The 22,122-nt window shown below is 68.4% G+C and carries 20 protein-coding genes; 5 read left to right on the top strand and 15 right to left on the bottom strand.

Annotated features, from left to right (window positions below):
• Positions 1-67: 67 nt before the first annotated feature.
• A complete protein-coding gene (locus tag ABIN76_RS07660; protein WP_346959106.1) occupies positions 68-1,960 on the bottom strand; it encodes an AMP-binding protein in 1,893 nt (630 codons plus the stop codon).
• A 171-nt stretch (positions 1,961-2,131) separates the two neighbouring features.
• Here ABIN76_RS07660 and ABIN76_RS07665 point away from each other — a divergent pair, with 171 nt between their 5' ends.
• From ABIN76_RS07665 to ABIN76_RS07680, 4 genes are all read left to right on the top strand, one after another.
• Positions 2,132-2,773, top strand: a complete 642-nt coding sequence (locus tag ABIN76_RS07665) for a GntR family transcriptional regulator (RefSeq protein WP_346959107.1) — start codon at positions 2,132-2,134, stop codon at positions 2,771-2,773.
• Positions 2,774-2,783: 10 nt separating this feature from the next.
• Entirely contained in the window at positions 2,784-4,304 is a 1,521-nt protein-coding gene (locus ABIN76_RS07670; protein ID WP_346959108.1) for an MmgE/PrpD family protein, read from the top strand.
• Entirely contained in the window at positions 4,304-5,206 is a 903-nt protein-coding gene (gene prpB / locus ABIN76_RS07675; protein WP_346959109.1) for a methylisocitrate lyase, read from the top strand. Before ABIN76_RS07670 ends, prpB begins: the two co-directional genes overlap by 1 nt.
• A gap of 61 nt (positions 5,207-5,267) precedes the next feature.
• Positions 5,268-6,407, top strand: a complete 1,140-nt coding sequence (locus tag ABIN76_RS07680; RefSeq protein ID WP_346959110.1) for a bifunctional 2-methylcitrate synthase/citrate synthase — start codon at positions 5,268-5,270, stop codon at positions 6,405-6,407.
• Between the two features lie 77 nt (positions 6,408-6,484).
• Here ABIN76_RS07680 and ABIN76_RS07685 read toward each other — a convergent pair whose 3' ends face one another.
• From ABIN76_RS07685 to ABIN76_RS07700, 4 genes are all read right to left on the bottom strand, one after another.
• The gene (locus tag ABIN76_RS07685) at positions 6,485-7,354 is read right to left on the bottom strand and encodes a hypothetical protein (protein WP_346959111.1); all 870 of its coding nucleotides are present in this window, start codon (positions 7,352-7,354) and stop codon (positions 6,485-6,487) included.
• A gap of 157 nt (positions 7,355-7,511) precedes the next feature.
• The gene (locus ABIN76_RS07690) at positions 7,512-8,000 is read right to left on the bottom strand and encodes an NUDIX domain-containing protein (protein ID WP_346959112.1); all 489 of its coding nucleotides are present in this window, start codon (positions 7,998-8,000) and stop codon (positions 7,512-7,514) included.
• Between the two features lie 36 nt (positions 8,001-8,036).
• The gene (locus ABIN76_RS07695) at positions 8,037-8,837 is read right to left on the bottom strand and encodes a hypothetical protein (RefSeq protein WP_346959113.1); all 801 of its coding nucleotides are present in this window, start codon (positions 8,835-8,837) and stop codon (positions 8,037-8,039) included.
• A 2-nt stretch (positions 8,838-8,839) separates the two neighbouring features.
• A complete protein-coding gene (locus ABIN76_RS07700; protein WP_346959114.1) occupies positions 8,840-9,343 on the bottom strand; it encodes a sigma-70 family RNA polymerase sigma factor in 504 nt (167 codons plus the stop codon).
• Between the two features lie 31 nt (positions 9,344-9,374).
• On the opposite strand from ABIN76_RS07700, the gene ABIN76_RS07705 reads away from it, so the two are divergent.
• Complete coding sequence (locus tag ABIN76_RS07705) at positions 9,375-9,758, top strand: GNAT family N-acetyltransferase (protein WP_346959115.1); 384 nt, start codon at positions 9,375-9,377, stop codon at positions 9,756-9,758.
• Between the two features lie 97 nt (positions 9,759-9,855).
• On the opposite strand, the gene ABIN76_RS07710 is transcribed toward ABIN76_RS07705, so the two are convergent.
• From ABIN76_RS07710 to ABIN76_RS07755, 10 genes are all read right to left on the bottom strand, one after another.
• Positions 9,856-11,703 (bottom strand): DUF222 domain-containing protein, encoded by a 1,848-nt coding sequence (locus ABIN76_RS07710; RefSeq protein ID WP_346959116.1) that lies wholly within the window; start codon positions 11,701-11,703, stop codon positions 9,856-9,858.
• A gap of 304 nt (positions 11,704-12,007) precedes the next feature.
• Positions 12,008-12,994, bottom strand: coding sequence for a site-specific tyrosine recombinase XerD (xerD, locus tag ABIN76_RS07715; RefSeq protein ID WP_346959140.1), 987 nt, complete (start codon positions 12,992-12,994; stop codon positions 12,008-12,010).
• A gap of 131 nt (positions 12,995-13,125) precedes the next feature.
• Positions 13,126-13,788, bottom strand: a complete 663-nt coding sequence (locus tag ABIN76_RS07720; RefSeq protein WP_346959117.1) for an NUDIX hydrolase — start codon at positions 13,786-13,788, stop codon at positions 13,126-13,128.
• A gap of 27 nt (positions 13,789-13,815) precedes the next feature.
• Positions 13,816-15,579 carry a CTP synthase gene (locus ABIN76_RS07725; protein ID WP_346959141.1) on the bottom strand — a complete coding sequence of 588 codons (1,764 nt, stop codon included), beginning with the start codon at positions 15,577-15,579 and terminating at the stop codon, positions 13,816-13,818.
• A 72-nt stretch (positions 15,580-15,651) separates the two neighbouring features.
• Positions 15,652-17,388, bottom strand: coding sequence for a DNA repair protein RecN (recN, locus tag ABIN76_RS07730; protein WP_346959118.1), 1,737 nt, complete (start codon positions 17,386-17,388; stop codon positions 15,652-15,654).
• 3 nt (positions 17,389-17,391) lie between these two features.
• Positions 17,392-18,429 carry an NAD kinase gene (locus tag ABIN76_RS07735; RefSeq protein ID WP_346959119.1) on the bottom strand — a complete coding sequence of 346 codons (1,038 nt, stop codon included), beginning with the start codon at positions 18,427-18,429 and terminating at the stop codon, positions 17,392-17,394.
• A gap of 46 nt (positions 18,430-18,475) precedes the next feature.
• Entirely contained in the window at positions 18,476-19,282 is an 807-nt protein-coding gene (locus ABIN76_RS07740; protein WP_346959120.1) for a TlyA family RNA methyltransferase, read from the bottom strand.
• Positions 19,279-19,542 (bottom strand): hypothetical protein, encoded by a 264-nt coding sequence (locus tag ABIN76_RS07745; protein WP_346959121.1) that lies wholly within the window; start codon positions 19,540-19,542, stop codon positions 19,279-19,281. Before ABIN76_RS07745 ends, ABIN76_RS07740 begins: the two co-directional genes overlap by 4 nt.
• A 10-nt stretch (positions 19,543-19,552) precedes the next feature.
• Positions 19,553-20,545 (bottom strand): HAD-IIA family hydrolase, encoded by a 993-nt coding sequence (locus tag ABIN76_RS07750; protein ID WP_346959122.1) that lies wholly within the window; start codon positions 20,543-20,545, stop codon positions 19,553-19,555.
• 6 nt (positions 20,546-20,551) lie between these two features.
• On the bottom strand, positions 20,552-21,643 hold the full coding sequence (locus ABIN76_RS07755) for a hypothetical protein (protein WP_346959123.1): 1,092 nt from the start codon (positions 21,641-21,643) through the stop codon (positions 20,552-20,554).
• Positions 21,644-22,122: the final 479 nt, after the last annotated feature.

Genomic DNA, 22,122 nt, shown 5'->3' on the forward strand with positions numbered 1-22,122 from the left:
CGCGAAATGCCACCTCGGCGCGTGAAGCTCGCCGGGCCTGGAACTACTGCGCCGCGGGCATGCCGGGTCAGGACGGTCCCGGGCGGAGGACGCCCACCAGCTGGTCGATCACCCCGGCGTCCTCGATCGTGGACGGCACCACGTACTCGTCGCCGTCGGCGATCTGGCGCATGGTCTTGCGCAGGATCTTGCCGGAGCGGGTCTTGGGCAGCGCCTCCACGACCGTGACGTGCTTGAAGTCCGCCACCGCCCCGATGTCCCGCCGGACCAGGGCGATCAGGTCCTTGACCAGGATCTCCTCCGGCACGTCCACCCCGGATTTGAGGACCACGTAGCCGCTGGGGCGCTGGCCCTTGAGCGGGTCCGCGAGTCCGATCACGGCGCATTCGGCGACGGCCGGGTGCTGGCCGATCACCTGTTCCATGGCGCCGGTGGAGAGCCGGTGGCCGGCGACGTTGATGATGTCGTCGGTGCGGCCCATCACAAAGAGGTAGCCATCCTCGTCCCGGTAGCCGGAGTCGCCGGTGGCGTAGCTGCCCTCGAAGGCCTGCAGGTAGGACGAGATGTAGCGCTCGTCGTTGCGCCAGAGCGTGGCCAGGGTTCCGGGCGGCAGCGGCAGGTCCAGGACAATGTTGCCCTCGGTGCCGGGCTCCACTTCGTCGCCCGCGCCGTCGAGGATGCGCAGCTTGAAGCCGGGCATCGGCACACTCGGCGAGCCGGCCTTGATCGGCAGCACATCCAGGCCGCGCGGGTTGGCGCAGATGGCCCAGCCGGTCTCGGTCTGCCACCAGTGGTCCACCACCGGGACGTTCAGGATCCGGGAGGCCCAGTGGAAGGTGTCCGTGTCCAGCCGTTCGCCGGCCGCAAACAGGGTGTGGAGGCTGGAGATGTCGTACTGTTCGAGCAGTTTGGCCTCGGGGTCGGCCTTGCGGATGGCCCGCAGCGCCGTCGGGGCAGTGAACAGCACGTTGACCTTGTGGTCCTGGATAACCCGCCAGAAGGCGCCCGCGTCCGGCGTGCCCACCGGTTTGCCCTCATAGATCACGGTGGTGGCTCCGGCCAGCAGCGGGCCGTACACGATGTAGGAGTGCCCCACCACCCAGCCGACGTCGGACGCGGTCCACATGACGTCGCCGGGGCCGACGTCGTAAATGTTCTCCAGCGTCCAGCGCAGGGCGACGGCGTGGCCGCCGTTGTCCCGCACCACGCCCTTGGGCGCCCCGGTGGTTCCCGAGGTGTAAAGGATGTAAAGCGGGTCTGTGGCCTTGACGTCGACGGGCTCGGCCGGCGCAGCGGACGCCATCGCCGCGTCCCAGTCCAGCCAGCCGTGGGCGGCCGCGGTCGCCGTGAAGCCGTCCCGCGCCTTGACCAGCACGGGTGTCTCCGGCGCGCCTGCCAGCTCCAGCGCCTCGGCGACGGCGGGCAGGTACTCGATCCGGCGGGATGGTTCGATTCCGCCGGACGCGGTGACCACTGCAGCGGGGGCCGCATCCCGGATGCGGGCGGCGAGTTCCTTGGGCGCGAAGCCACCGAACACCACCGAATGGATTGCGCCGAGGCGCGCCGTGGCCAGCATGGCGATGGCGGCCTCCGGGATCATCGGCATGTAGATCACCACGCGGTCGCCCTTGCCCACGCCGTTGCTGCGGAGGACCCCGGCGAAGCGGGCGACGAGGTCGGTGAGCTGGGCGTAGCTGAAGCGCTGCTGCGTGCCCAGCATGGCGGAGTCGTAGATCAGGGCGTCCTGGTCGCCGCGGCCCTCCTCCACATGGCGGTCCAGGGCGTTGTAGCAGGTGTTCAGCACACCGTCGGGAAACCAGCCGTACAGCGGCGCCCGGCTGGAGTCGAGGGCCCGGCCGGGCGGGGTGGTCCAGGCGACCTTCCCGGCCGCCTCAAGCCAGAAATCCTCCGGCTGCTCAACGCTGCGTTCGTAGCTGTCCCGGTAGCTTTTGGTGACCATGAAGTAATCCCGTCCACGACGTTGTGATGCAGCTCATGGTAGCCCGCAGCGGGTTCCGCCACAAGGCCCGTGTATACAGTGGACGGTGGAATATGCCCTTTCTGTCCAATATGCTGGGCTGCACTACCGATTGTGTATACACTGATGAGGTCAGCGAACGAAGGAGTCACGATGCGCGCCAGCGACAAGGCCTATGCGGCCCTGCGCGAGGACATCATCGAATGGCGCCTGCTGCCCGGTACAGTGCTCGCCGAAGTCGAGCAGTCCGAGCGCCTGGGCATCTCACGCACCCCGCTCCGGGAGGCGCTCAGCCGGCTCACCGCGGAGGGGCTGACGACGACGGCAGGCGGCCGCGGCGTCGTCGTCACCGACATCTCCCTCGAGGACATCGACGAACTGTTCGAACTCCGCGAAACCCTCGAAGGCAAGGCCGCCGCGTTGGCCGCCGAGCGAGGCGACGCCGCGACGTTCGAACAGCTGCGGCGCGAGCTCCTGCGAGCGCCGGAGCTCATCAACGGCGCCGACCCGGCCCGGCACGAGTACTACAGCCTGGTCGGGCGCCTCGACACGGCCATCGATGCCGCGATCTCCAACTCCTACCTGGCCCAGGCCATGCGCAGCCTGCGCGTTCACCTGGTCCGGGTTCGCCGGCTGGCAGCCGACGACGCCGAGCGCCTCACAGCCGCGGCCACCGAGCACGCGGCTATCGCCGAGGCGATCGCCGCCGGCAACCCGCGGCTGGCCGAGGCCGCCACCACGCTGCATCTGCACCGAAGTCTTTCCCACGTCAAAGCAACCCACGTACCTCACTAAAAGGAGCACCATGGTTAAGGAACACCACGTCCGCGTTTACAAGAGCGAGGAAAACCTGGCCCGCGAGGACCAGCTCGCCTACAAGATCGCCAAGGTGGCCGCGGATCCGGTTGCGGTTTCCGATGAGGTCACCGACATGGTGATCAACCGCGTCATCGACAACGCCTCGGTGGCCATCGCCTCGCTGAACCGCGCCCCCATCGTCGCGGCCCGCGCGCAGGCGCTCACCCACGGCCCCAGCACCGGCGGCAAGGGCTCGAAGGTCTTCGGCATTGAGGAGCGGGTCGCACCGGAGTGGGCGGCTTGGGCCAACGGCGTCGCCGTCCGCGAACTCGACTACCACGACACCTTCCTCGCCGCGGACTACTCCCACCCGGGCGACAACATCCCGCCGATCCTCGCCGTCGCCCAGCACGTCGGCTCCAGTGGGAAAGACCTGATCCGCGGCATCGCCACCGGCTACGAGATCCAGGTCAACCTGGTCAAGGCCATCTGCCTGCACAAGCACAAGATCGACCACGTCGCGCACCTGGGCCCCTCCGCTGCCGCCGGCATCGGCACCCTGCTGGGCCTCGACGTCGAGACCATCTTCCAGTCCGTCGGCCAGGCGCTGCACACCACCACCGCCACGCGCCAGTCCCGCAAGGGCGAAATCTCCACCTGGAAGGCCCACGCCCCCGCGTTCGCCGGCAAGATGGCTGTTGAATCCGCCGACCGGGCCATGCGCGGCCAGACCTCCCCGGTGCCGATCTATGAAGGTGAAGACGGCGTCATCGCCTGGATGCTCGACGGCCCCGACGCCAACTACACGGTGCCGCTGCCCGAGGACGGCGAAGCCAAGCGCGCCATCCTGGACACGTACACCAAGGAGCACTCCGCCGAGTACCAGGCCCAGGCGTGGATTGACCTGGCCCGCAAGCTGCACGGCGAGCACCCCGAGGTCACCGACCCGGCCAACGTTGAATCCGTGCTGATCAAGACCAGCCACCACACGCACTACGTGATCGGCTCCGGCGCCAACGACCCGCAGAAGTACAGCCCCACGGCCAGCCGGGAAACCCTGGACCACTCCATCCCGTACATCTTTACCGTGGCACTGCAGGACGGGGCCTGGCACCACGTCGATTCCTACGCCCCGGAGCGCGCCGGCCGGCCCGATACCGTGGAGCTGTGGCACAAGGTGACCACGGTTGAGGACCCGGAATGGACCCGCCGCTACCACTCACTGGACATCGCCGAGAAGGCCTTCGGCGGCTCGGTGGAGATTACGCTCAAGGACGGCACCGTCATCACCGACCAGATCGCCGTCGCCGACGCGCACCCGCTCGGCGCCCGGCCTTTCGCGCGCGAGCAGTACGTCAACAAGTTCCGCACCCTCGCCGCCGGCCTCGTGGCCGAGGACGAGATCGAGCGCTTCCTCGCCGCCGCCGCCCGGCTTCCCGAGCTGGCTGCCGGCGAGCTGGACCAGCTGAACATCAAGGCCGCCGACGGCGTGATCGACCTGGCAGCCGCACCGAAAGGACTCTTCTAATGCTGTATTCGAAGACCACGCCGGAGCAGAAGCGGGTCCGCTTCCGGGAGCTGCTCGCTTCCGGCACCATCGCGCAGTTCCCGGGCGCGTTCAACCCGCTCTCGGCCCGGCTGATTGAGGAGAAGGGCTTCGCCGGGGTCTACATCTCCGGCGCCGTCCTCGCCAACGACCTCGGCCTGCCGGACATCGGCTTGACCACGCTCACCGAGGTGGCCACCCGGGCCGGGCAGATCGCCCGGATGACGGACCTGCCCTCGATCGTCGACGCCGACACCGGCTTCGGTGAACCGATGAATGTGGCGCGCACCGTGCAGGAACTCGAGAACGCCGGCCTGGCCGGCCTGCACATCGAGGACCAGTTCAACCCGAAGCGCTGCGGCCACCTCGACGGCAAGAACGTCGTGGACCTGGAGACCGCCACCAAGCGGATCCGGGCCGCGGCCGACGCACGCCGGGACCCCAACTTCCTGATCATGGCCCGCACCGACATCCGGGCCACGGACGGCCTCGAGGCGGCACAGCAGCGCGCCAAGGCCCTCGTGGAAGCGGGCGCGGACGCGATCTTCCCGGAGGCCATGAAGGACCTGTCCGAGTTCCAGGCCATCCGGGATGCGGTCGACGTGCCGATCCTGGCCAACATGACCGAGTTCGGCAAGAGCGCGCTGTTCACGATGGACGAGCTGGCCGGCGTCGGGGTCAACATGATCATTTACCCGGTGACGCTGCTCCGTAGTGCCATGGGCGCTGCTGAGCGTACTCTGGAATCGATCAAATCCGACGGCACCCAGGAGGCCCAGGTTTCGAGCATGCTGACCCGTGCGCGTCTCTACGACCTCGTCGATTACGAGGCCTATAACCGCTTTGACACCGGGGTCTTCAACTTCCAGATCCCGGGTGTCTGACACCCCACCGGACTGCCGGCCCCGGCCGGTCAACAGGCGTTAGGAACAAAGGAGTTTCAGCATGGCTGAAAATGAGATCAAAAAGGGCCTTGCCGGCGTCGTGGTGGACTACACCGCGGTGTCCAAGGTCAACCCGGACACCAATTCCCTGCTGTACCGCGGCTACCCGGTCCAGGAGCTGGCCGCCAAGTGCAGCTTCGAGGAAGTGGCCTACCTGCTCTGGAACGGTGAGCTGCCCACGGAAGAGCAGCTGGCGGAGTTCACGCGCGCCGAACGCGCCGGCCGCGCCCTGGACCCGGTGGTCAAGCAGGTCATCGACGCACTGCCCGTGACCTCGCACCCAATGGATGTCTGCCGGACCGCGGCTTCGGTGATGGGTGCCCGGCACCCGCTTGCCGAGGATTCCTCGCGGGAGGCCAACATGGCCAAGGCCGTGGACCTGTTCGCCGCGATGCCGGCGGTGGTGGCCTACGACCAGCGCCGGCGGCACGGCCAGGAGCTCGTGGAGCCGCGGGAGGATCTGGGCTATTCGGCGAACTTCCTCTGGATGGCCTTCGGCGAGGAGCAGGTTCCGGAAGTCGTCGAGGCCTTCAACGTCTCGATGATCCTGTACGCCGAGCACTCCTTCAACGCCTCGACCTTCACGGCGCGGGTGATTACCTCGACGCTTTCGGATCTGCACTCGGCCGTGACCGGGGCGATCGGCGCGCTGAAGGGCCCGCTGCACGGCGGCGCGAACGAGGCCGTGATGCACACCTTCGACGAGATCGGCATCCGGCAGGAGGAATCGCTGGAGGAGGCGGCGGTCCGGGCGAAGGCCTGGATGGAAGATGCCCTGGCGCACAAGAAGAAGGTTATGGGCTTCGGCCACCGCGTGTACAAGCATGGCGACTCCCGGGTTCCGACCATGAAGGCAGCCCTGGACAAGATGATTGCGCACTACGGCCGTCCGGAGCTGCTGGGGCTCTACAACGGACTTGAGGCGGCGATGGACGAGGCGAAGGCCATCAAGCCGAACCTTGACTACCCCGCCGGACCCACGTACCACCTGATGGGCTTCGATACCCCCACCTTCACTCCCCTGTTCGTGGCCAGCCGGATCACCGGCTGGACCGCGCACATCATGGAGCAGCTGGACTCGAACTCGCTGATCCGCCCGCTGAGCGAATACAACGGTGTGGAAGAACGGCACCTGCCGTAGTCCCTTCGCGGCAGTCAAAAGCGCGGGCCGGCCACCTCCTGGAGGTGGCCGGCCCGCGCTTTTTGTTGGTTTGGTTGCTAGTCCTGCATCTGCAGGCTGACGATCATCGCCTTGAGCTTCCGGTAGTCCGGGCTCCGCATGAAGTCCTTAGCCTCGGCCAGCGAATTGAAGATGGGCTCATCGTTCCCGGGCCCTTGGGAGGAACGGTCCGCGAAGATCAAGGTCCCCTTGGGCGCGCCGGCCACGAAGGTGTACATCGAGCAGCTGTCCTTGATTTCTCCGCTGTTTTTGTCGACCAGTCCAATCTGGTACTTGAAGGCGCCCCCGTTGGCCCGCACATCCAGCACGCGGAAGGAAAACCGCACGCCCATCGCCTTGGCCCACGGCGCATCCACTGCCGGCGCAGTGTCCAGTTCTGTCATCTTGTAAGTGCCTGAAGGGCAGGCGCCGCCAACTGCCCCGGCGGCGCCGTGGTAAAGCGACGCCACCTGCATCCTGGCTTCGTTGAAGATGGTGATTCCGGTGCCTGGATACCCGGGATTCTGGTTCGTGGATTCCTCAGCCGTCCAGCGGTCGGGCAAGGCGAACGACACTCCGGCCGCAGCACTGACGTATCGCCCGTTTGCGTTTCCGCTGGGCGTCCCCTCGGTTGCGGGTGCAGATGATGCCGAAGGCGTCACGGATACCGGCGCGGCGGTGGTGGGCGACGGCGTCGTCGTCAGGGAAGCGGACTCGGTCGGCGCCGCCACTGCGGCCGTCGAGGCCGCTGCGGGGGCGGGGTCTGCCGACCGGAAGTTGCCGGCCACGGCAACACCCCCGGCGACGGCCGCCAGGGCGACGATAACGACGGCAGCAGCCAGCGGCCAGCGCCGGCGGGTACCGGGTCCGGGCGGCGGCTCCTCGTCGTATAGGTCCGCGCCCGTATGATCGCGATTACTTGGGTCCATGCCGTTCCCCCGAATTGATTCGTGTGCCGCTTGCCGGTGAGCTACCGAAGTGCCCGATCACCGTCGGGCACCGCTCGAAGCCTAGGCTACCGGGCGCGACCCGGCATAGACCGCACCGCCGTTTCGAGTCGCGGAATTATTCGGCGGGAGCTCGGGCTCAGCCCTGGGTGGAGGGATAGCGGATTGACGCCACAGTCTCGTTGTCCTCATTGAGGACAACAACGACGTCGATCGTTTCGCCTGCCAGCGCCGGCGGAAGCCAGTGCTCAGCGTCCTGCCACATGCGGTGTAGCGGGAGCGCTTCGACGCTGAACCACTCGGGGGTGATTTCCCGGCTCTCAGCCGCTTCGCCGCTCCATTTCCGGGCGGTGAAGAGGCGGCAGGACATGTTCCACTCCGGCCGGGCCGGGAAAATGAATTCGACGACGCCGGCGTGGGCCAGGTCCTCCTGGTGCACCTCCAGGCCGACTTCTTCCCACACCTCGCGGACCACGGCTTCCGCGTCGCTCTCCCCCGGCTCCACGTGACCGCCGATGCCCACAATCTTGCCGATGCCGAAGCCGGTCCGCTTCAGCCCCAGCAGCACTTCGGTACCGCTGGGGCAGTCGCGGAGCAGGAAACAGAGAGTGACCGGCGTAAGCTGCATGTGCTCCAGCCTATAGCCGGCGCCGGACGCTTGCGGCTACTTGGCTGCCGGGCCGTCGCCGACCAGCTGGGGCCGGAGTTTGACCGGAATTCCTTTGGCGGCGAATTCTTTGTCCATGGCCTGCTGCGCAGTGAGTCCCTGATTGTTCGTCGTCTGGAACTCCCAGTTGAAAACATAGGCCCACTCTTGCCGGACATCACAGAGGAAACGGCCGTTTTGCAGCTTGGCAATCTTGTACCACGCGTTGCCGCCGTCGAGGTGGAGCGCCCGGACGCCATCATCGGAGATGGAGTAGGCGAGCCAACCGTCAGCACAGCCCAGCACTGTGTAGTACGCCTGCTCGGCGGCGGGTATCGCCTCGATGGCACGCGTCTGGTCATTGCGCTGCTGGTCGATATTGGACAGCGTGCAGGCGACGCCGCCAGTGCTCAAGGCTCCGGCGGCGGTCCCCGATGGTGAAGGGGCGGCTGTTGCAGTGGCGGGCGCGGAGGGACTGGCGGGGCTTGGTGAGGGGCTGGCAGTACCCGGTGAGGGGCTGGTGGAGGCGGTCGTCGTCGGGACGCCGGTCTGGGCAGGGCCGGGCGACGATTGCGGCATCAGGTTCCCGCCGATAACCACTGCGGCAACGACGGCCGCAGCGGCCATCACCGTTGCCGCCGCGGCCCGGACGGTTTTGCGTCGTGCCGGTGTTCGCCCTGCCGGCGTGCGCTCCGACAGGTGGACAACGTTCGGATCCGTGGTCGAGACGATCGAGCGGACAGAGTCGCTTTCGGTGGCTGCACCCGGTGCTCCGACCCGTGGCTTGGCATTCTTCATGAGCTCTTCGATGCGGTCCATGGCTAGTCCTTCCGTTCGTTCATGAGATGGGCGGGGGCGGCTTTCGCGAACGCCCGACGCGCCCGGTGGAGGCGGACTGCGGCGGCAGAAGTGGAACATCCGAGCACCTGGGCCAGTTCAGCCGTGGGGAGTTCATCCCAGTAGCTGAGCATGAGGACCTCGCGGTCCCGCTCCCTGAGTTGGACCAGGACGTCCGCCACTGCCGAGCGCTCTTCCGTGTCCGGACCGGGGATTTGGCTGCGGGCCTCATCCTGCAGCCGGTCGAGCAGTTCCTGGCGGCGCCGTCGACCTTTGTACTCATTGCCGATCACATTCCGGGCCGTCGCTAACAGCCAGCCAATGCCGGGTGGTTCCGAAAGCTGCTTTTCCCACGCAATCCTGAAAACGTCGGCGGTGAGTTCCTCGGCGCGGTGCCGGTCGCTGATACGGAAGGCAATATAGCGGTATACCTGCGCGGAGTGCTGAGTGTGCAGGTCAATAAACGCTTGTTCTTTAGCCGCCAACATGGTGCTCCCCCGGACATCGGATGACTTCCTTTTGATCTTCTTCCTGAAGACTAAGTGTCCCGCGAAGGTTGTTTTCTTACACAGACCGACAACAAACTTCCCGAACGCGGGGATGCTGGGAGGATGTCGTCATGTCCTTCACCTTGCGCTCGGCCCCAGCATCGGGCCGGAAGGCCAGGCGCTCCCGCGCGACCGTCAATTGTTTAGCATCTACGTGGCGGCAGAGTTCTACGGCGCCGGAGTAGGTCAGGCATTGCTTGATGCGACGGCGGGTGATGGTCCAGCCATGCTGTGGGTCGCAAAGGAAAATCCGCGTGCGGTGGCCTTCTACCGGCGCAACGGGTTCAATTTTGATGGAACGGGCCAGACAGACCCCGGCGCACCAATGCTCGTCGACGCCCGCATGGTGCGATAGCCAGTCCTGCCTGGAGCCTAGGATTCGGCCGCAACCGATCCGACATCGTATGTCTGCAGACGTCATACCCGATGACGTGCTCCCGGCAACCTACGGTCTATCCGGCACCCTGGAGCAGAAGACTCTCGGGTAGGCGGCGCCCTGACGTAAACAGTTGCCAGTCCGGAAACGGGTCGTGAGGCATGTTTGGCCAGGCTGGATCGTCCGGGTGGTCGTCCGGGTGGTCGGCCAGTGGTTCGTCCCGGGCGGTGAAGTGGTACCAGTCCGGGAACGGGTCCGGGGGCAGTTCCGAGTCAAGGTACCCGCCGGCGTCAGCGAACGGGTCCGCGGGCAGGCCGGGGTCGGGGTAGCCGCCGGGGTCCGGAGGCAGGACTTGGTTCAGCTCAACTGGGGTCGTGGTGTTGCCCGGCGGCAGGATGTTACCGGTGAGGGGGAAGTCAGCGGGCCAGTGGGGTGGTTCCCAGTCTTGTTGTTCGCTGGCGTAGGTGCGGCCTGTGGGTGAGACCCAGCCGGGCGGTTTGGTGGGGGTGGCGGGGGTGGGGGTCCAGGCGGTGGTGTGTTTGAGGCCGTGGTGTTTGCGGCAGTGCTGGCCCAGGTTGCTGATCCCGGTGGCCCCGCCGTCGGCCCAGGCCAGGAGGTGGTCCGCTTCGTTGTCCAGCGACGGGTTGTTGCAGCCCGGGAACGAGCACTTCCCGTCCCGCAGCCGTAACCATTGCCGCATCGCTTTGGGGAGCCGGTAGCTGGTCCGGCCGATCTCCAGCGGCGCCCCGTCGCGCGGGTCGGTCAGGACCCGGTAGAACGACCCGTCCCCCTCGGCGACCAGGCGCCGGGCCATCGAGGGCGGGATCGGCCCGTACCCGTCCAGCACCGCCGGCCCTTCGGTCACACCCAGCAGGGACAGGACCGGGACGGTGATCAGGACCTGCGCCCGAGGAACCGGCACACACCCGGACAAGCCAACACCCACGCCGCCGATGGCGTCGGCGCCCGTGTTGGTGGCGCCGTCGCCGGAGCCGGTGACGGCGGCGCTGCCGGTGCCAGCGCCCTTGCCGGGCGCCGTGCCGGTGCCGTCCCCGCCGGCGCCGGTCCTGGTGGTGCTGGTGGTGGTGGCGGGGAGGTTGTTGGTCAGGAGCAGGGCCGCGGCGACGTCGGCGCGGAGCTGGGCCAGGGTCCGGGTCTCGGCCGGGCCCTGCAGCGCCCGGGCCGCCGTCGTGGCCCGTTCCCAGATCCCCGCGGCCGTATCCGCGGGCAGGTACGCGTGCAACCAGGCCATGCCGTCCCGGTCCGGGCAGAACTCGACCCGCCGGTCCGCCGCGCCTTTCACGTGCCGGGCTTCGATGCTGACCGGGTGGTGGCGTTCGCGCCAGGCGCGCGCTTTCGCCCGGAACCGGCCCGGCACCAGTTCCCCTGCCGGGCAACCCCGGGCCGGGTTCGGCGCGTCCGGGTCCAGGAAATGCCCTTCCAGCGCCGCGGCCCCGGCCGCATCCAGGTTCGCGGCCTCATCGACCATGATCCGGGCGTGCTGCCACGACAGCTCACCGCCCTGCAGCGCCGCCAGCGTCAGCGGCAGCACCTCCGTCAGGGCCAGGGCGTCCGTGATCAGCGCCCCCGCGCTGCGTTCACTGACCGTGAGGACGCAGGCGATTTCCGCGACCGTTGACATCTCCTGGACCGTGGCGTCCCGCAGGTTCGCCGCCGGCCCCGCAAGGGCCCCGGACGAGCGCACATACCCGGCGGTCAGCAAACCCTTCAACGCCGCGAGCCGGGACTCAGCGCGGGCCACCTCCGCCAAACCGTCCAGGCACGCCTCCGACACCTCACGCAACGGATCACCCGAATCACCGGTACCGATGCCCTCCAACAGGGCAGCCAACGCAGCAGAAGAAGCCGCGACGGCCGCCGCCGCCGCACCGATCTCCGCACTCAAAGCCGCCCCGCTTTTCATACCACCAGCCTAGACACGGGCACCGACAATAAAGGTGCGATAGCCGCGCTTGAGCGGGCTACATGACCGGCCAAAGAAGTGGTGGCGGACGCAGCACCGGGCACGGCACCGGCGGCGACGGCGGCCGCCCCAGCCGCTGCACCTGTCCCTGCACCGGTCCCCGCATTCCAAGCCACAACGCTTTTCATACCCACATGGCATCACACACCACCGACAATTTGGGGGTGTCGCCAGGTCGATGAGGTCGAGACGGGGTTGCGTCGGCCGCGGGCCAGCCGCGGGCCCTGCCGCCGGCCCAGCTGCCTCAGCCCAGCGCCCTCGGATGCGCGGCGGCGTAGATCTCGCGCAGGGTATCGGCTGTGACCAGAGTGTAGACCTGCGTGGTGGTTACGGAAGCGTGGCCCAACAGTTCCTGCACCACACGCACATCCGCCCCGCCCTCCAGTAGATGCGTGGCGAAGGAATGCCTAAGGGTGTGGGGCGAAACGTCTTTGGTGATGTTAGCCTTCTCGGCGGCGGCCTTGAGGATAGTCCAGGCGCTTTGCCGGCTGATCCGGCCGCCCCGCGCGTTCAGGAACAGCGCAGGAGTGCCTTTGCCCTTGGCCGCGAGCAGCGGCCGGCCGCGGACCAGGTAAGCGTCGAGGGCACGGGCCCCGTACGATCCCAGCGGTACCAACCGCTCCTTGGACCCCTTGCCGAACAGCCGGACGATCGCCGGACCGGCGGTGCCTGGCCCGGAGGTGCCCGGCTCGCCGCCGCCGGGCCCGTCGCCGGACTCGTCGCCCTGCAGCGAGATGTCATCTACATCGAGGCCCACGGCCTCGCTGATCCGCGCCCCGGTGGAGTAAAGGAACTCAAGCAGGGCACGGTCGCGGAGCCCGGTGGCGGTATCCGTTCCGGCCGCTTCCAGGATGCGGGTCACCTCGTCCACCGAGATGGCCTTGGGTAGCCGTTTCCCGGGCATCGGCGGGTGCACATCGCTGGCGGGATCGGTGGGCGTGACGCCTTCCAACGCCCAGAATTTGTGCAGTCCGCGGACCGCCACCACGGTGCGGGCTGCAGAGCGCACGCCCAGCGCAGACCCGCCGTCGGATCCGTCGGAGAGCGCCTGCACGAAGCCTGTCACGTCGCGCCGGGTGATCTCCTCCGGGCGCCGGCGCCCGGAGTTGTCGAGGTGCCGCGCGTAGCGGGCGAGGTCGCGCCGGTAAGCGGAGAGGGTGTTGGCGGCCAGTCCGCGCTCCACCCCCATGTGCTGCAGGTAGTCGGTGATGGCCCGGTCGACGGCGGTCAGCGGCCGGGCAGGCTGCTCGGCGCGAGGCTCGACGGCCTGGGCAGGCTCGCCGACGGCGCGAGGCTCGACGGCGCGAGGCCCGACCGTGGGGGGCTCAGCGGCGGGTGGTTCGGCCGCCAGCAGTCCGGTCATCAGCGCTGGCTGGGGTGGGCCGGCCACGGCGCGTCGGCCGGGCGGAGCCCCTGGAACCCGTCACCGCGGGCCGCGGCGGCGGCGAGGATCCCGACGACGGCCGAGGGGTTGTGCAGCCGCCCCTCCAGCACCGCCGCGACAGCCGCGTCGAGCGGGATCCAGTGCAGCTCGATTTCCGCTTCCTCGTCGGTGCGGACATGCAGTTCGTGACCGGGAACGTCACTTAAATCCCGGGCGAGGTAAATGCGGATGGCCTCGCTGGAGGACCCCGGCGAGTTGAAGAAGTCGGCCAGCACGTTCCACTCCCCGGCCACGAGGTCCGCTTCTTCTGCCAGCTCCCGGGCCGCGCCAGCTACGAAGTCCTCGCCCTCGACGTCGAGCAGTCCGGCCGGAATCTCCCAGAGGGCCATGCCGACCGGGTGCCGGTACTGCTTGATCAGCAGGATCTCGCCGTCGTCGTTCATCGGCAACACGGCCACGGCCCCGGGGTGGTCGATATAGTCGCGGACCAGGGGCTCGCCGTCGTCGCTCAGTTGGAAACTGTCGCTGACCACATCCCAGATCCGGCCTTCGTAGACCTTCTCGGACGACAAAAGACGGCGCGGGCTCGGCTCATCCGAAACCTGCCGTGCAGCATTGGGGGTCTCAGACTTACCGGGCATCGCGCCGTCCTTTGATTCAGTTGGGAGTTACTTTGACTCTGCCGGAGTCGACTTGGCAGCAGCCTTGCCGGCGGCTGCGGCCGGCTGGCCCGCGCCGTGCTGGTGCTCCAAGGCAGCCTTGACCAGCCCCGCGAACAGCGGGTGCGGGCGGGTAGGCCGTGAGCTTAGCTCCGGGTGAGCCTGCGTGGCCACGTAGTACGGGTGGACTTCACGCGGAAGCTCCACGTACTCGACCAGCTTGCCGTCCGGCGAGGTACCGGAGAACACCAGGCCCTGGGCGGCGATCTGCTCGCGGTACTTGTTGTTGACCTCGTAGCGGTGCCGGTGGCGTTCGCTGACCGTGGTGGTGCCGTAGGTCTCGGCGACGACCGAACCCTCGTCCAACTTCGCCTCGTAGAGGCCCAGGCGCATGGTGCCGCCCAGGTCGCCCTTGCCCTCGACGATGTCGAGCTGTTCTTCCATCGTGGCGATGACCGGGTACTTGGAGTCCGGTTCAAACTCGGACGAGGACGCACCCTCAAGGCCCACCACGTTGCGGGCGTACTCGATCACCATGCACTGCAGGCCCAGGCACAGGCCCAGCACCGGCAGCTTGGTTTCACGGGCATACTTCAAGGCGCCGAGCTTGCCCTCGAGGCCGCGGATGCCGAAGCCGCCGGGGACGCAGATCGCGTCCACCCCGGCCAGGGACTTCACGGCGCCCTCGCGGGTGTCGCATTCGTCCGAGGGGACCCAGCGGATCTTGACCTTGGTGTCGTTCGCGAAGCCGCCGGCACGCAGCGCTTCGGTCACGGACAGGTAGGCGTCCGGCAGGTCGATGTACTTGCCGACGAGAGCAATCTCCACCTCGTGCTTGGGGTTGTGGACGGCTTCGAGGAGCTTGTCCCAGCTGGTCCAGTCGACGTCCTTGAACGGCAGGTCCAGGGCACGGACGATGTAGGAGTCCAGTCCCTGCGAGTGCAGTGTCTTGGGGATGTCATAGATGCTCGGTGCGTCCGGGCAGCCGATGACGGCGTCGATGTCGACGTCGCACATGCGGCCGATCTTGTCGCGCATGGCCTGCGGCACTTCGCGGTCCGAGCGGATGACGATCGCCTCGGGCTGGATGCCGATGGAGCGCAGCGCGGCGACGGAGTGCTGCGTCGGCTTGGTCTTGAGCTCCTGCGACGGCCCGATGTACGGGACCAGGGAGACGTGCAGGAAGAACACGTTGTTCCGGCCGACGTCCTGGCGGACCTGGCGGGCGGATTCGAGGAACGGCTGGGACTCAATGTCGCCGACCGTGCCGCCGATTTCGGTGATGATGACGTCGGGGGCGTTTTTGCCCTCGGCAGGAAGCCGCATGCGCCGCTTAATCTCATCGGTGATGTGCGGGATGACCTGGACGGTGTCACCGAGGTACTCGCCGCGGCGCTCCTTGGCGATGACCGTGGAGTACACCTGGCCGGTCGTGACGTTGGCCGAACCCTCAAGGTTTTCATCGAGGAAGCGTTCGTAGTGGCCGACGTCGAGGTCCGTCTCGGCGCCGTCGTCGGTCACGAAGACTTCGCCGTGCTGGAAGGGGTTCATCGTGCCCGGATCCACGTTCAGATAGGGATCGAGCTTTTGCATAGTTACAGACAGGCCGCGTGCCCGCAGGAGGTGACCGAGGCTCGAAGCCGTCAGTCCCTTACCGAGCGAGGACGCCACACCACCGGTTACGAAGATGTGTTTGGTCGTCTTGGACGAGCCCGGGAACCGGGAATTTACACGGGAATTTGATCGCTGCACCACGGAATTTGAGCCTATCATCAATTCGGTCTTCCTAGGGTCGGTAAAACGCCGCTGTGACGGTCATCCCAGTGCCCGGGGCAGGCTGGCCGGTCAGGCCTGCGGCAGCAGCTTGGCGTCGTCCAGCAACTCCTGGGCGTGTGCCCGGGCCGATTCGGAGTCTTCCTGACCGGCCAGCATACGGGCCAGCTCGCGGACCCGTTCCGCCTCGTCGAGCAGCTGGACGTCGCTGGAGGTGAAGCCGGTCGCGGTCGCGCCGTCGGCACCGCGCACCGAAGTCTTGGTGACCCGGATGTGCTGGTCGGCGAAGGCGGCCACCTGCGGCAGGTGGGTCACCACGAGGACCTGGACGTGCCGGGCGAGCATGGCCAGCCGGCGGCCGATCTCGACGGCGGCGCGGCCGCCTACGCCGGCGTCGACCTCGTCGAAGACGAAGGTGGGGACAGGGTCGACGGCGGCCAGCACCACCTCGATGGCGAGCATCACACGGGAGAGTTCACCGCCGGAGGCACCCTTGCCCAGCGGCCGGGCCGGTGCGCCGGAGTGCGGCTGCAGCAGGAAGGAAATCTCGTCGGTGCCGAACGGGCCCAGCTGCTCGCCGGGGTCCACGTTGATGACCAGGGTGGCGTCGGCCATGGCCAACGCGGTCAACTCGGCACTGACCCTGGCGGAAAGGTCCTTGGCGGCCTTCTTCCGCGTCTTGCTGATGGCCGCGGCCTGCTTGCGGAGGTCCGCCTCGGCGCGGGCCACTTCGGCGTCCAGCGCCTCGATCCGGGTGGAGTCGTCCTGGAGTTCCTCGTAGCGGGCCCGGGCCTGCTCCGCCCAGACCAGCACCTCGTCGATGCTGGGCGCGTACTTGCGCACGAGCTTGGCCAGCGCGGCTCGGCGGTCCTCGATCTCTGCGAGCCGTTCCGGGCCCTCGGTGTCGAGGGAGGCCTGGTAGCTGGCCAGATCGCCGGCGATGTCGTTGAGCAGGAAGCCGACTTCGGCCAGCCGGGCAGCGGCGGAGCCCAGTTCGCCGTCGTGTTCGGCGACGTGCTCCAGGGTGCGCTTTGCGGCGTCCACCAGCGTGGTGGCGTCGGCGTCCTCGCCGAAGTCCTCGGAGATCAGGGCCTGATGCGCGGTGCTGGCTGCGATCCGGAGTTCTTCGACGTTGGCCAGCTTGACGGCCTCGGCCTTGAGCGATTCGTCCTCGCCCGGCTGCGGGTCGACGGCGTCAATCTCGGCCAGCGCGGCTTCGAGCGATTCCGCCTCGCGCAACCGTTCGCGGGCAGCGTTGCGGAGTTCGTCCAGCTCGGCCTGGCTGGCCTTCCAGTGCCCGTGCAGCTCCTGGTAGGCGGCCAGCGATCCGGCGAGGGACTCCCCCGCGAACTTGTCCAGGGCTTCGCGCTGCGCGACGGGGCTCTTGAGCCGGATCTGGTCCGACTGTCCGTGGACCACCACCAGCGTCCCGCCAATCTCGGCAAGGACCCCGACCGGCGCGGCGCGCCCGCCGAGGTAGGCGCGGCTGCGCCCGTCGGCACCGACGCTGCGGGCGAGCAGCAGTTCGGCGCCACCGTCGAACTCCTCCACCTCCGCGCCGGCCTCGCGCGCACGGGTCACCGCGGCGTGCCCGGCGTCGAGCTTCAGCACGGCTTCAGCGGAGGCGCTTTTCGCGCCGCTGCGGACGGCGCCGGCGTCGGACCTTGCGCCGAGCAGCAGCCCGACGGCGGTGACCACCATCGTCTTGCCGGCACCGGTCTCGCCGGTCACCACGCTCAGGCCGGGGCCCAGCGGCAGCGTCGCGTCGGTGATGACGCCCAGGTCGCGGATTCTCAGTTCTTCAAGCATGGGTCACTTCGCAGTCGAGGGATCGGTTGGTGCGCCAGGGCCCGCGCCCGGGTCCGCATGGCGCGGTGCGGGCAGCGGTGGCATGGGCCGCGGGGTGCGCACCACCGGCAGGGGCCCGGTGTGGATGGCGTCGGTCTGCGGAACGGGGCCGCGCCAGCCCTGGATGGGGAGTTCGAATTTGCGGACCAGGCGGCCGGAGAAGGGGGTCTGGTGGGTGCGGGCCAGCCGGACCGGGGTGGCCGAGCGCGTGACTTCCACGCGGGCGCCGGGCGGCAGGTCCACCGAGCGCCGGCCGTCGCACCACAAAACGCCCTGGGCGTCGGTGCGGTTCAGGATTTCGACGGCCAGCCGGGACCGGGGCGAGACCACGAGCGGCTTGGCGAAGAGCGCGTGGGCGCTGATCGGCACGATCAACAGCGCCTCGACCTCCGGCCACACCACCGGCCCGCCGGCGGAAAACGCGTAGGCGGTGGAGCCTGTGGGGGTGGCGAGGACGACGCCGTCGCAGCCAAAGGACGTGAGCGGGCGTTCATCGACCTCGGTGACCACCTCGAGCATCCGTTCCCGGTTGCCCTTTTCAATGGCGGCCTCGTTCAACGCCCAGGTGTGCCAGATCTTCTGCCCGCGGACCCACACCTGCACGTCGATGGTCATCCGCTCCTCCACCGTGTACTGGCGGCTGGCGATCCATTCCACGGTCTGGGCAAGGTCCGCCCGCTCGCTCTCGGCGAGGAACCCGACGTGACCGAGGTTCACGCCGAGCAGCGGCACGTCCACCTCGCGCACCAGCTCCGCGGCGCGCAGGATGGTGCCGTCGCCGCCGAGCACCATAACGAGTTCGACGTCGGGCAGTTTGACGTGGTCGTGCAGGACTTCGACGGGCTGGTCCAGCCGGCCAAAGAACCTGACCATGTCGCTGAGCTCGGACTTCTGCATCACGGCGACAAGGCCGGAGGCGTGCAGCTGGGCGCACGCTTCCCAGGCGGCCTTGAGGGACTCCTCGCGGCCGGTGTGGGCAAGGATGAGGACACGCCTGCTCATCGGTTTCCGCCTTCTAGTGCTTCTCGTGCTGCTTGTGCTTTCAGGGCTACGACCAGATCGTTCCGAGTAGCGCAGCAACCGCTGCGTCCCGCTCCTCGATCTTAGGCAGGTCTGTCCGGATCCCGCGTTTTATCCACAGGAAGTACTCCACGTTTCCGTCCTGGCCGGGCAGCGGGCTCTGCGCGAGGCCCGCCAGGTCCAGGCCTGCGTCCATCGCCGCGGACGCTACCTTGGTGACGGCCAGGCGGCGTTCCCGCTCGGAGGTGACCACGCCGGTGCGGCCCAGCCGGTCTTTGCCGATCTCGAACTGCGGCTTGACCATCAGGACCATGTCCCCGCCTGGCTCGGTGCATGCCGCCAGCGGCGCCACCACGAGGGTCAGCGAAATGAAGGACAGGTCGGCCACAGTCAGCGCCGCCGGGCCGCCGATCATTTCCGGCGTCATGTAGCGGACGTTGAGCCCTTCATGGACCGAGACCCGGGGGTCGTTGCGGATGTGCGGTACCAGCTGGTCATGTCCGACGTCGACGGCCACGACATGCGCGGCGCCGCGCCGGAGCAGGACTTCGGTGAAGCCGCCGGTGGAGGCTCCGGCGTCGAGGCAGCGTTTGCCGGAAACCTCGACGGCGGGAAAGGCGTCCAGGGCACCGGCCAGTTTGTGGGCGGCGCGGCTCACGTAGTCGTCCTCGGCCGTGCCGGCGACATCCAAGGCCATGCCGTCCTGCACCTGCAGCGAAGCCTTGGCCAGCACCTCGCCCCCGGAACTGACTTTTCCTTCGCCGATCAGTCGCGCGGCATGGGTACGTGACCTCGCCAGCCCGCGGCTGACCAGGGCCTGGTCAAGCCTGGTCATCGTGGCGCGTCTCCCGCAGGCTGCCCGGCCACGTCCTCGTTGAGGGCGGCGGCCAGTTCGTCGTGCAGGCCGGCATAAAGCTCGCCGTGGTCCGCGACCGGCAGCTCCGGCAGCGTGCCGAGGCGTCCCAGCAGCGCGTCAACGGCAGGGTCTCCAACGGCAGGGTCTCCAACGGCGGTGTCCCCCGCGGGCTCGGGCCAGTCGACCCGGGCGGCATCGCTGCCCGGGCGGGCGTCAAGGGAGGGGTTTGGCTCGGTCATGCTCTCCAGTCTAGTGATCCAACCATTCAAGGCCGGGCGCCTGGGCGCGCGGGGCCTCGGGGTTCGCGGCCCACCAGGCGGCGCAGGCCGCCCGCCAGGCGTCGAGGTCCGCAGGGTCTCCGCTCACGCGCACGGTCGGGCCGTCCACGATGGCGGAGGCGGCTCCGCAGCGGTAGTGTCCCTCGCCGTCGTGCTCCACCGCCGGGTACGGGCGGTAGAGGTCGGTGAGGTCATTGATCAGGAAGGTGGGCCGCTCCAGGGTGCGCGCGGCGAGGATGGATTCACGGGTGTCGACGCCGGTCAGCACGGCCACCGTGGCGAAGCCGGCGTTGTTGCCGCCGAGGATGTCTGTATCCAGCCGGTCGCCGACCACAAGCGGGCGGTCGGCGGCCAGCCGCTTGGCCGCAGCGTGGAACAGCGGCGCCTCAGGCTTGCCTGCGACCTGCGGCTGCCTGCCCGTTGCGGCCGCGACGGCGGCAACGAGCGTGCCGTTGCCGGGCGCCATGCCGCGGGCCTGCGGAATGGACATGTCCGTGTTCGTGGCCACCCACAGGGCGCCGGCGGCGACGACGTAGGAGGCCTCCGCGAGGTCCTTCCAGCCCAGGTCCGGGTGGAAGCCCTGCACGACGGCGACGGGGTCCTCTGCTTCACTGCGGACCGGCACCAGTCCGGCGAGTTCGATTTCGCGGGCCAGGGCGTCACCGCCGGTGATCAGCACCCGGGCGCCGGCGGGCAGCAAGGAGGCTAGCAACTCACCGGCAGCCTGGGACGAGCTCACCACCTGCTGGTCTTCGGCTGGGGCGCCGAAGTCACGCAGGTGCTGCGCCACCTCGGCGGGCGTGCGTGAGGCGTTATTGGTCACGTAGCCCAGTCCGACGCCGATGCCGGCGAGCCGGCGGAGCGACTCCACCGCCCCGGGGATGGCGTGCGGACCCGCGTAAACGACGCCGTCCAAGTCGGCGAGGAGCGCGTCAAACCGGGAGATCAACTCAGCTTCGGCCATGAGCGACTAGTCCTCGGCGCGTTCCGGCCGGTGGGACTCATCGGCGTGGGTGTTCCCGGCTTCGAGGTCGCCGGTTTCTACCCTGTCGCTTTCCAGTTCGGCGGCTGCCAGTTCGTCGGCTTCCAGTTCGTCGGCTTCCACGGAATCCTCGTCCGACTCGGCGTCGTCGGACTCGAAGAAGTCCGGCTCTTCGTCATCGGAGCCGGCCTCAAGATCACGGGCGGCAGACTCTGCGGCGGACGTTTCCGGGAGGCCGGCGACGGCGTCCGCGCCAGCGGCGCGGGGTGCGGGACCGCCGGTAGCTGCGGCCTGCTGCTCGGACTGCTGCTGCAGGGTCCGGCGGCGCTGCGCTTCCTCGCGAGCTTCTTCTTCCTCGTCCCAGCCGAGGTCAATGATGTCCGGCTCCTCGTCGATGCCCAGGCCCAAGGCCTTCTCGGCGACGGCGGCCTGCCGCTGCCACTTCCCGGCTTCGGCTTCACGGCCGGCTGCGGTCAGGGCATCGGCGTAGGCACGGAAGAGCCGCGGGCTGTAGGAGAAGGCACGGTTGATGTCCAGCTGCGCGATTTCCAACTCGGAGACCGCGGCGTCGAACTGGCCCAGGTCGGTGCGGGCGCCGGCCGCGACGATGGCCAGTTCCACCTTGCCGGGAGCGTCGAGGTCCTTGGCTTCTTCGGAGCGGGCCATGTCCAGGGCGCGGTCCGGGCGGCCGAGGCCACGCTCGCAGTCGGCCATCACCGGCAGGTGCATGTTGGATCCGCTGATCCGGCGGTAGGTGCGGAATTCACGCAGCGCCTCGCCGTAGTGTCCTGCGGCGTATGCGGTCAGGCCAACGGCTTCGCGGACGGCTGCGAGGCGGCCACCGCGGCGACTGGCCGCCAGGGCGTGCTGGAAGGCCAGTTCCGGCTCTTCATCGAGCAGGCGGCCGGCCATGACAAGGTGGCGCGCCACCCATTCGGCGCTGTTGTCCTCGAGGGTTTTGATCTGGTGCTGCGTGGCGCGGTCGAGTTCCTTGCCCGTGACGTCCTCATCGATCTGCGGTGAACGCTCGCGGTCCGGGCGGTTGGCGCTGCGCAGGTCCCTGGCGTTCGGTTCGCGCACCGGACGATCCTCGGCGCGGTCGCGCCCAAAGGTGCGGGGGCCCGAGTCGCCGCGGTCGAAGCTGCGGGCGGGACGATCGTCCCTGTTGCCGAACGGCTTGCGGTTGTCTCCACCGCTAAACGGCTTACGATCACGATCGCCTCCGAAGCTGCGACGCTCCCCGCCCTCACGCGACGGACGATCACCAAACGGCTTCCGGTCCCGGTCACCGCCACCGCTAAACGGCTTACGGTCACGGTCGCCTCCGAAGCTGCGACGCTCGCCGCCCCCACGCGACGGACGATCACCAAACGGCTTACGATCGCGATCGCCACCACCACTGAACGGCTTACGATCACGATCGGCACCGAAGCTGCGACGCTCCCCGCCCTCACGCGACGGACGATCACCAAACGGCTTACGATCACGATCGCCACCACCACTGAACGGCTTACGATCCCGGTCACCGCCACCGCTAAACGGCTTACGATCCCGGTCAC

The sequence above is a fragment of the uncultured Arthrobacter sp. genome (assembly GCF_964021775.1).
Lineage (GTDB): Bacteria > Actinomycetota > Actinomycetes > Actinomycetales > Micrococcaceae > Arthrobacter.

What these genes read in the sequence shown, in the direction of transcription:
- ABIN76_RS07735 (WP_346959119.1), bottom strand. Translation starts at nt 18,429, where the DNA reads ATGAGCAGGCGTGTCCTCATCCTTGCCCACACCGGCCGCGAGGAGTCC.
- prpB (WP_346959109.1), top strand. Translation starts at nt 4,304, where the DNA reads ATGCTGTATTCGAAGACCACGCCGGAGCAGAAGCGGGTCCGCTTCCGG.
- ABIN76_RS07710 (WP_346959116.1), bottom strand. Translation starts at nt 11,703, where the DNA reads ATGAAAAGCGGGGCGGCTTTGAGTGCGGAGATCGGTGCGGCGGCGGCG.
- ABIN76_RS07660 (WP_346959106.1), bottom strand. Translation starts at nt 1,960, where the DNA reads ATGGTCACCAAAAGCTACCGGGACAGCTACGAACGCAGCGTTGAGCAG.
- ABIN76_RS07680 (WP_346959110.1), top strand. Translation starts at nt 5,268, where the DNA reads ATGGCTGAAAATGAGATCAAAAAGGGCCTTGCCGGCGTCGTGGTGGAC.
- recN (WP_346959118.1), bottom strand. Translation starts at nt 17,388, where the DNA reads ATGCTTGAAGAACTGAGAATCCGCGACCTGGGCGTCATCACCGACGCG.
- ABIN76_RS07745 (WP_346959121.1), bottom strand. Translation starts at nt 19,542, where the DNA reads ATGACCGAGCCAAACCCCTCCCTTGACGCCCGCCCGGGCAGCGATGCC.
- ABIN76_RS07670 (WP_346959108.1), top strand. Translation starts at nt 2,784, where the DNA reads ATGGTTAAGGAACACCACGTCCGCGTTTACAAGAGCGAGGAAAACCTG.
- ABIN76_RS07685 (WP_346959111.1), bottom strand. Translation starts at nt 7,354, where the DNA reads ATGGACCCAAGTAATCGCGATCATACGGGCGCGGACCTATACGACGAG.
- ABIN76_RS07725 (WP_346959141.1), bottom strand. Translation starts at nt 15,579, where the DNA reads ATGATAGGCTCAAATTCCGTGGTGCAGCGATCAAATTCCCGTGTAAAT.
- ABIN76_RS07750 (WP_346959122.1), bottom strand. Translation starts at nt 20,545, where the DNA reads ATGGCCGAAGCTGAGTTGATCTCCCGGTTTGACGCGCTCCTCGCCGAC.
- ABIN76_RS07665 (WP_346959107.1), top strand. Translation starts at nt 2,132, where the DNA reads ATGCGCGCCAGCGACAAGGCCTATGCGGCCCTGCGCGAGGACATCATC.
- ABIN76_RS07695 (WP_346959113.1), bottom strand. Translation starts at nt 8,837, where the DNA reads ATGGACCGCATCGAAGAGCTCATGAAGAATGCCAAGCCACGGGTCGGA.
- ABIN76_RS07740 (WP_346959120.1), bottom strand. Translation starts at nt 19,282, where the DNA reads ATGACCAGGCTTGACCAGGCCCTGGTCAGCCGCGGGCTGGCGAGGTCA.
- ABIN76_RS07720 (WP_346959117.1), bottom strand. Translation starts at nt 13,788, where the DNA reads ATGCCCGGTAAGTCTGAGACCCCCAATGCTGCACGGCAGGTTTCGGAT.
- ABIN76_RS07690 (WP_346959112.1), bottom strand. Translation starts at nt 8,000, where the DNA reads ATGCAGCTTACGCCGGTCACTCTCTGTTTCCTGCTCCGCGACTGCCCC.
- ABIN76_RS07700 (WP_346959114.1), bottom strand. Translation starts at nt 9,343, where the DNA reads ATGTTGGCGGCTAAAGAACAAGCGTTTATTGACCTGCACACTCAGCAC.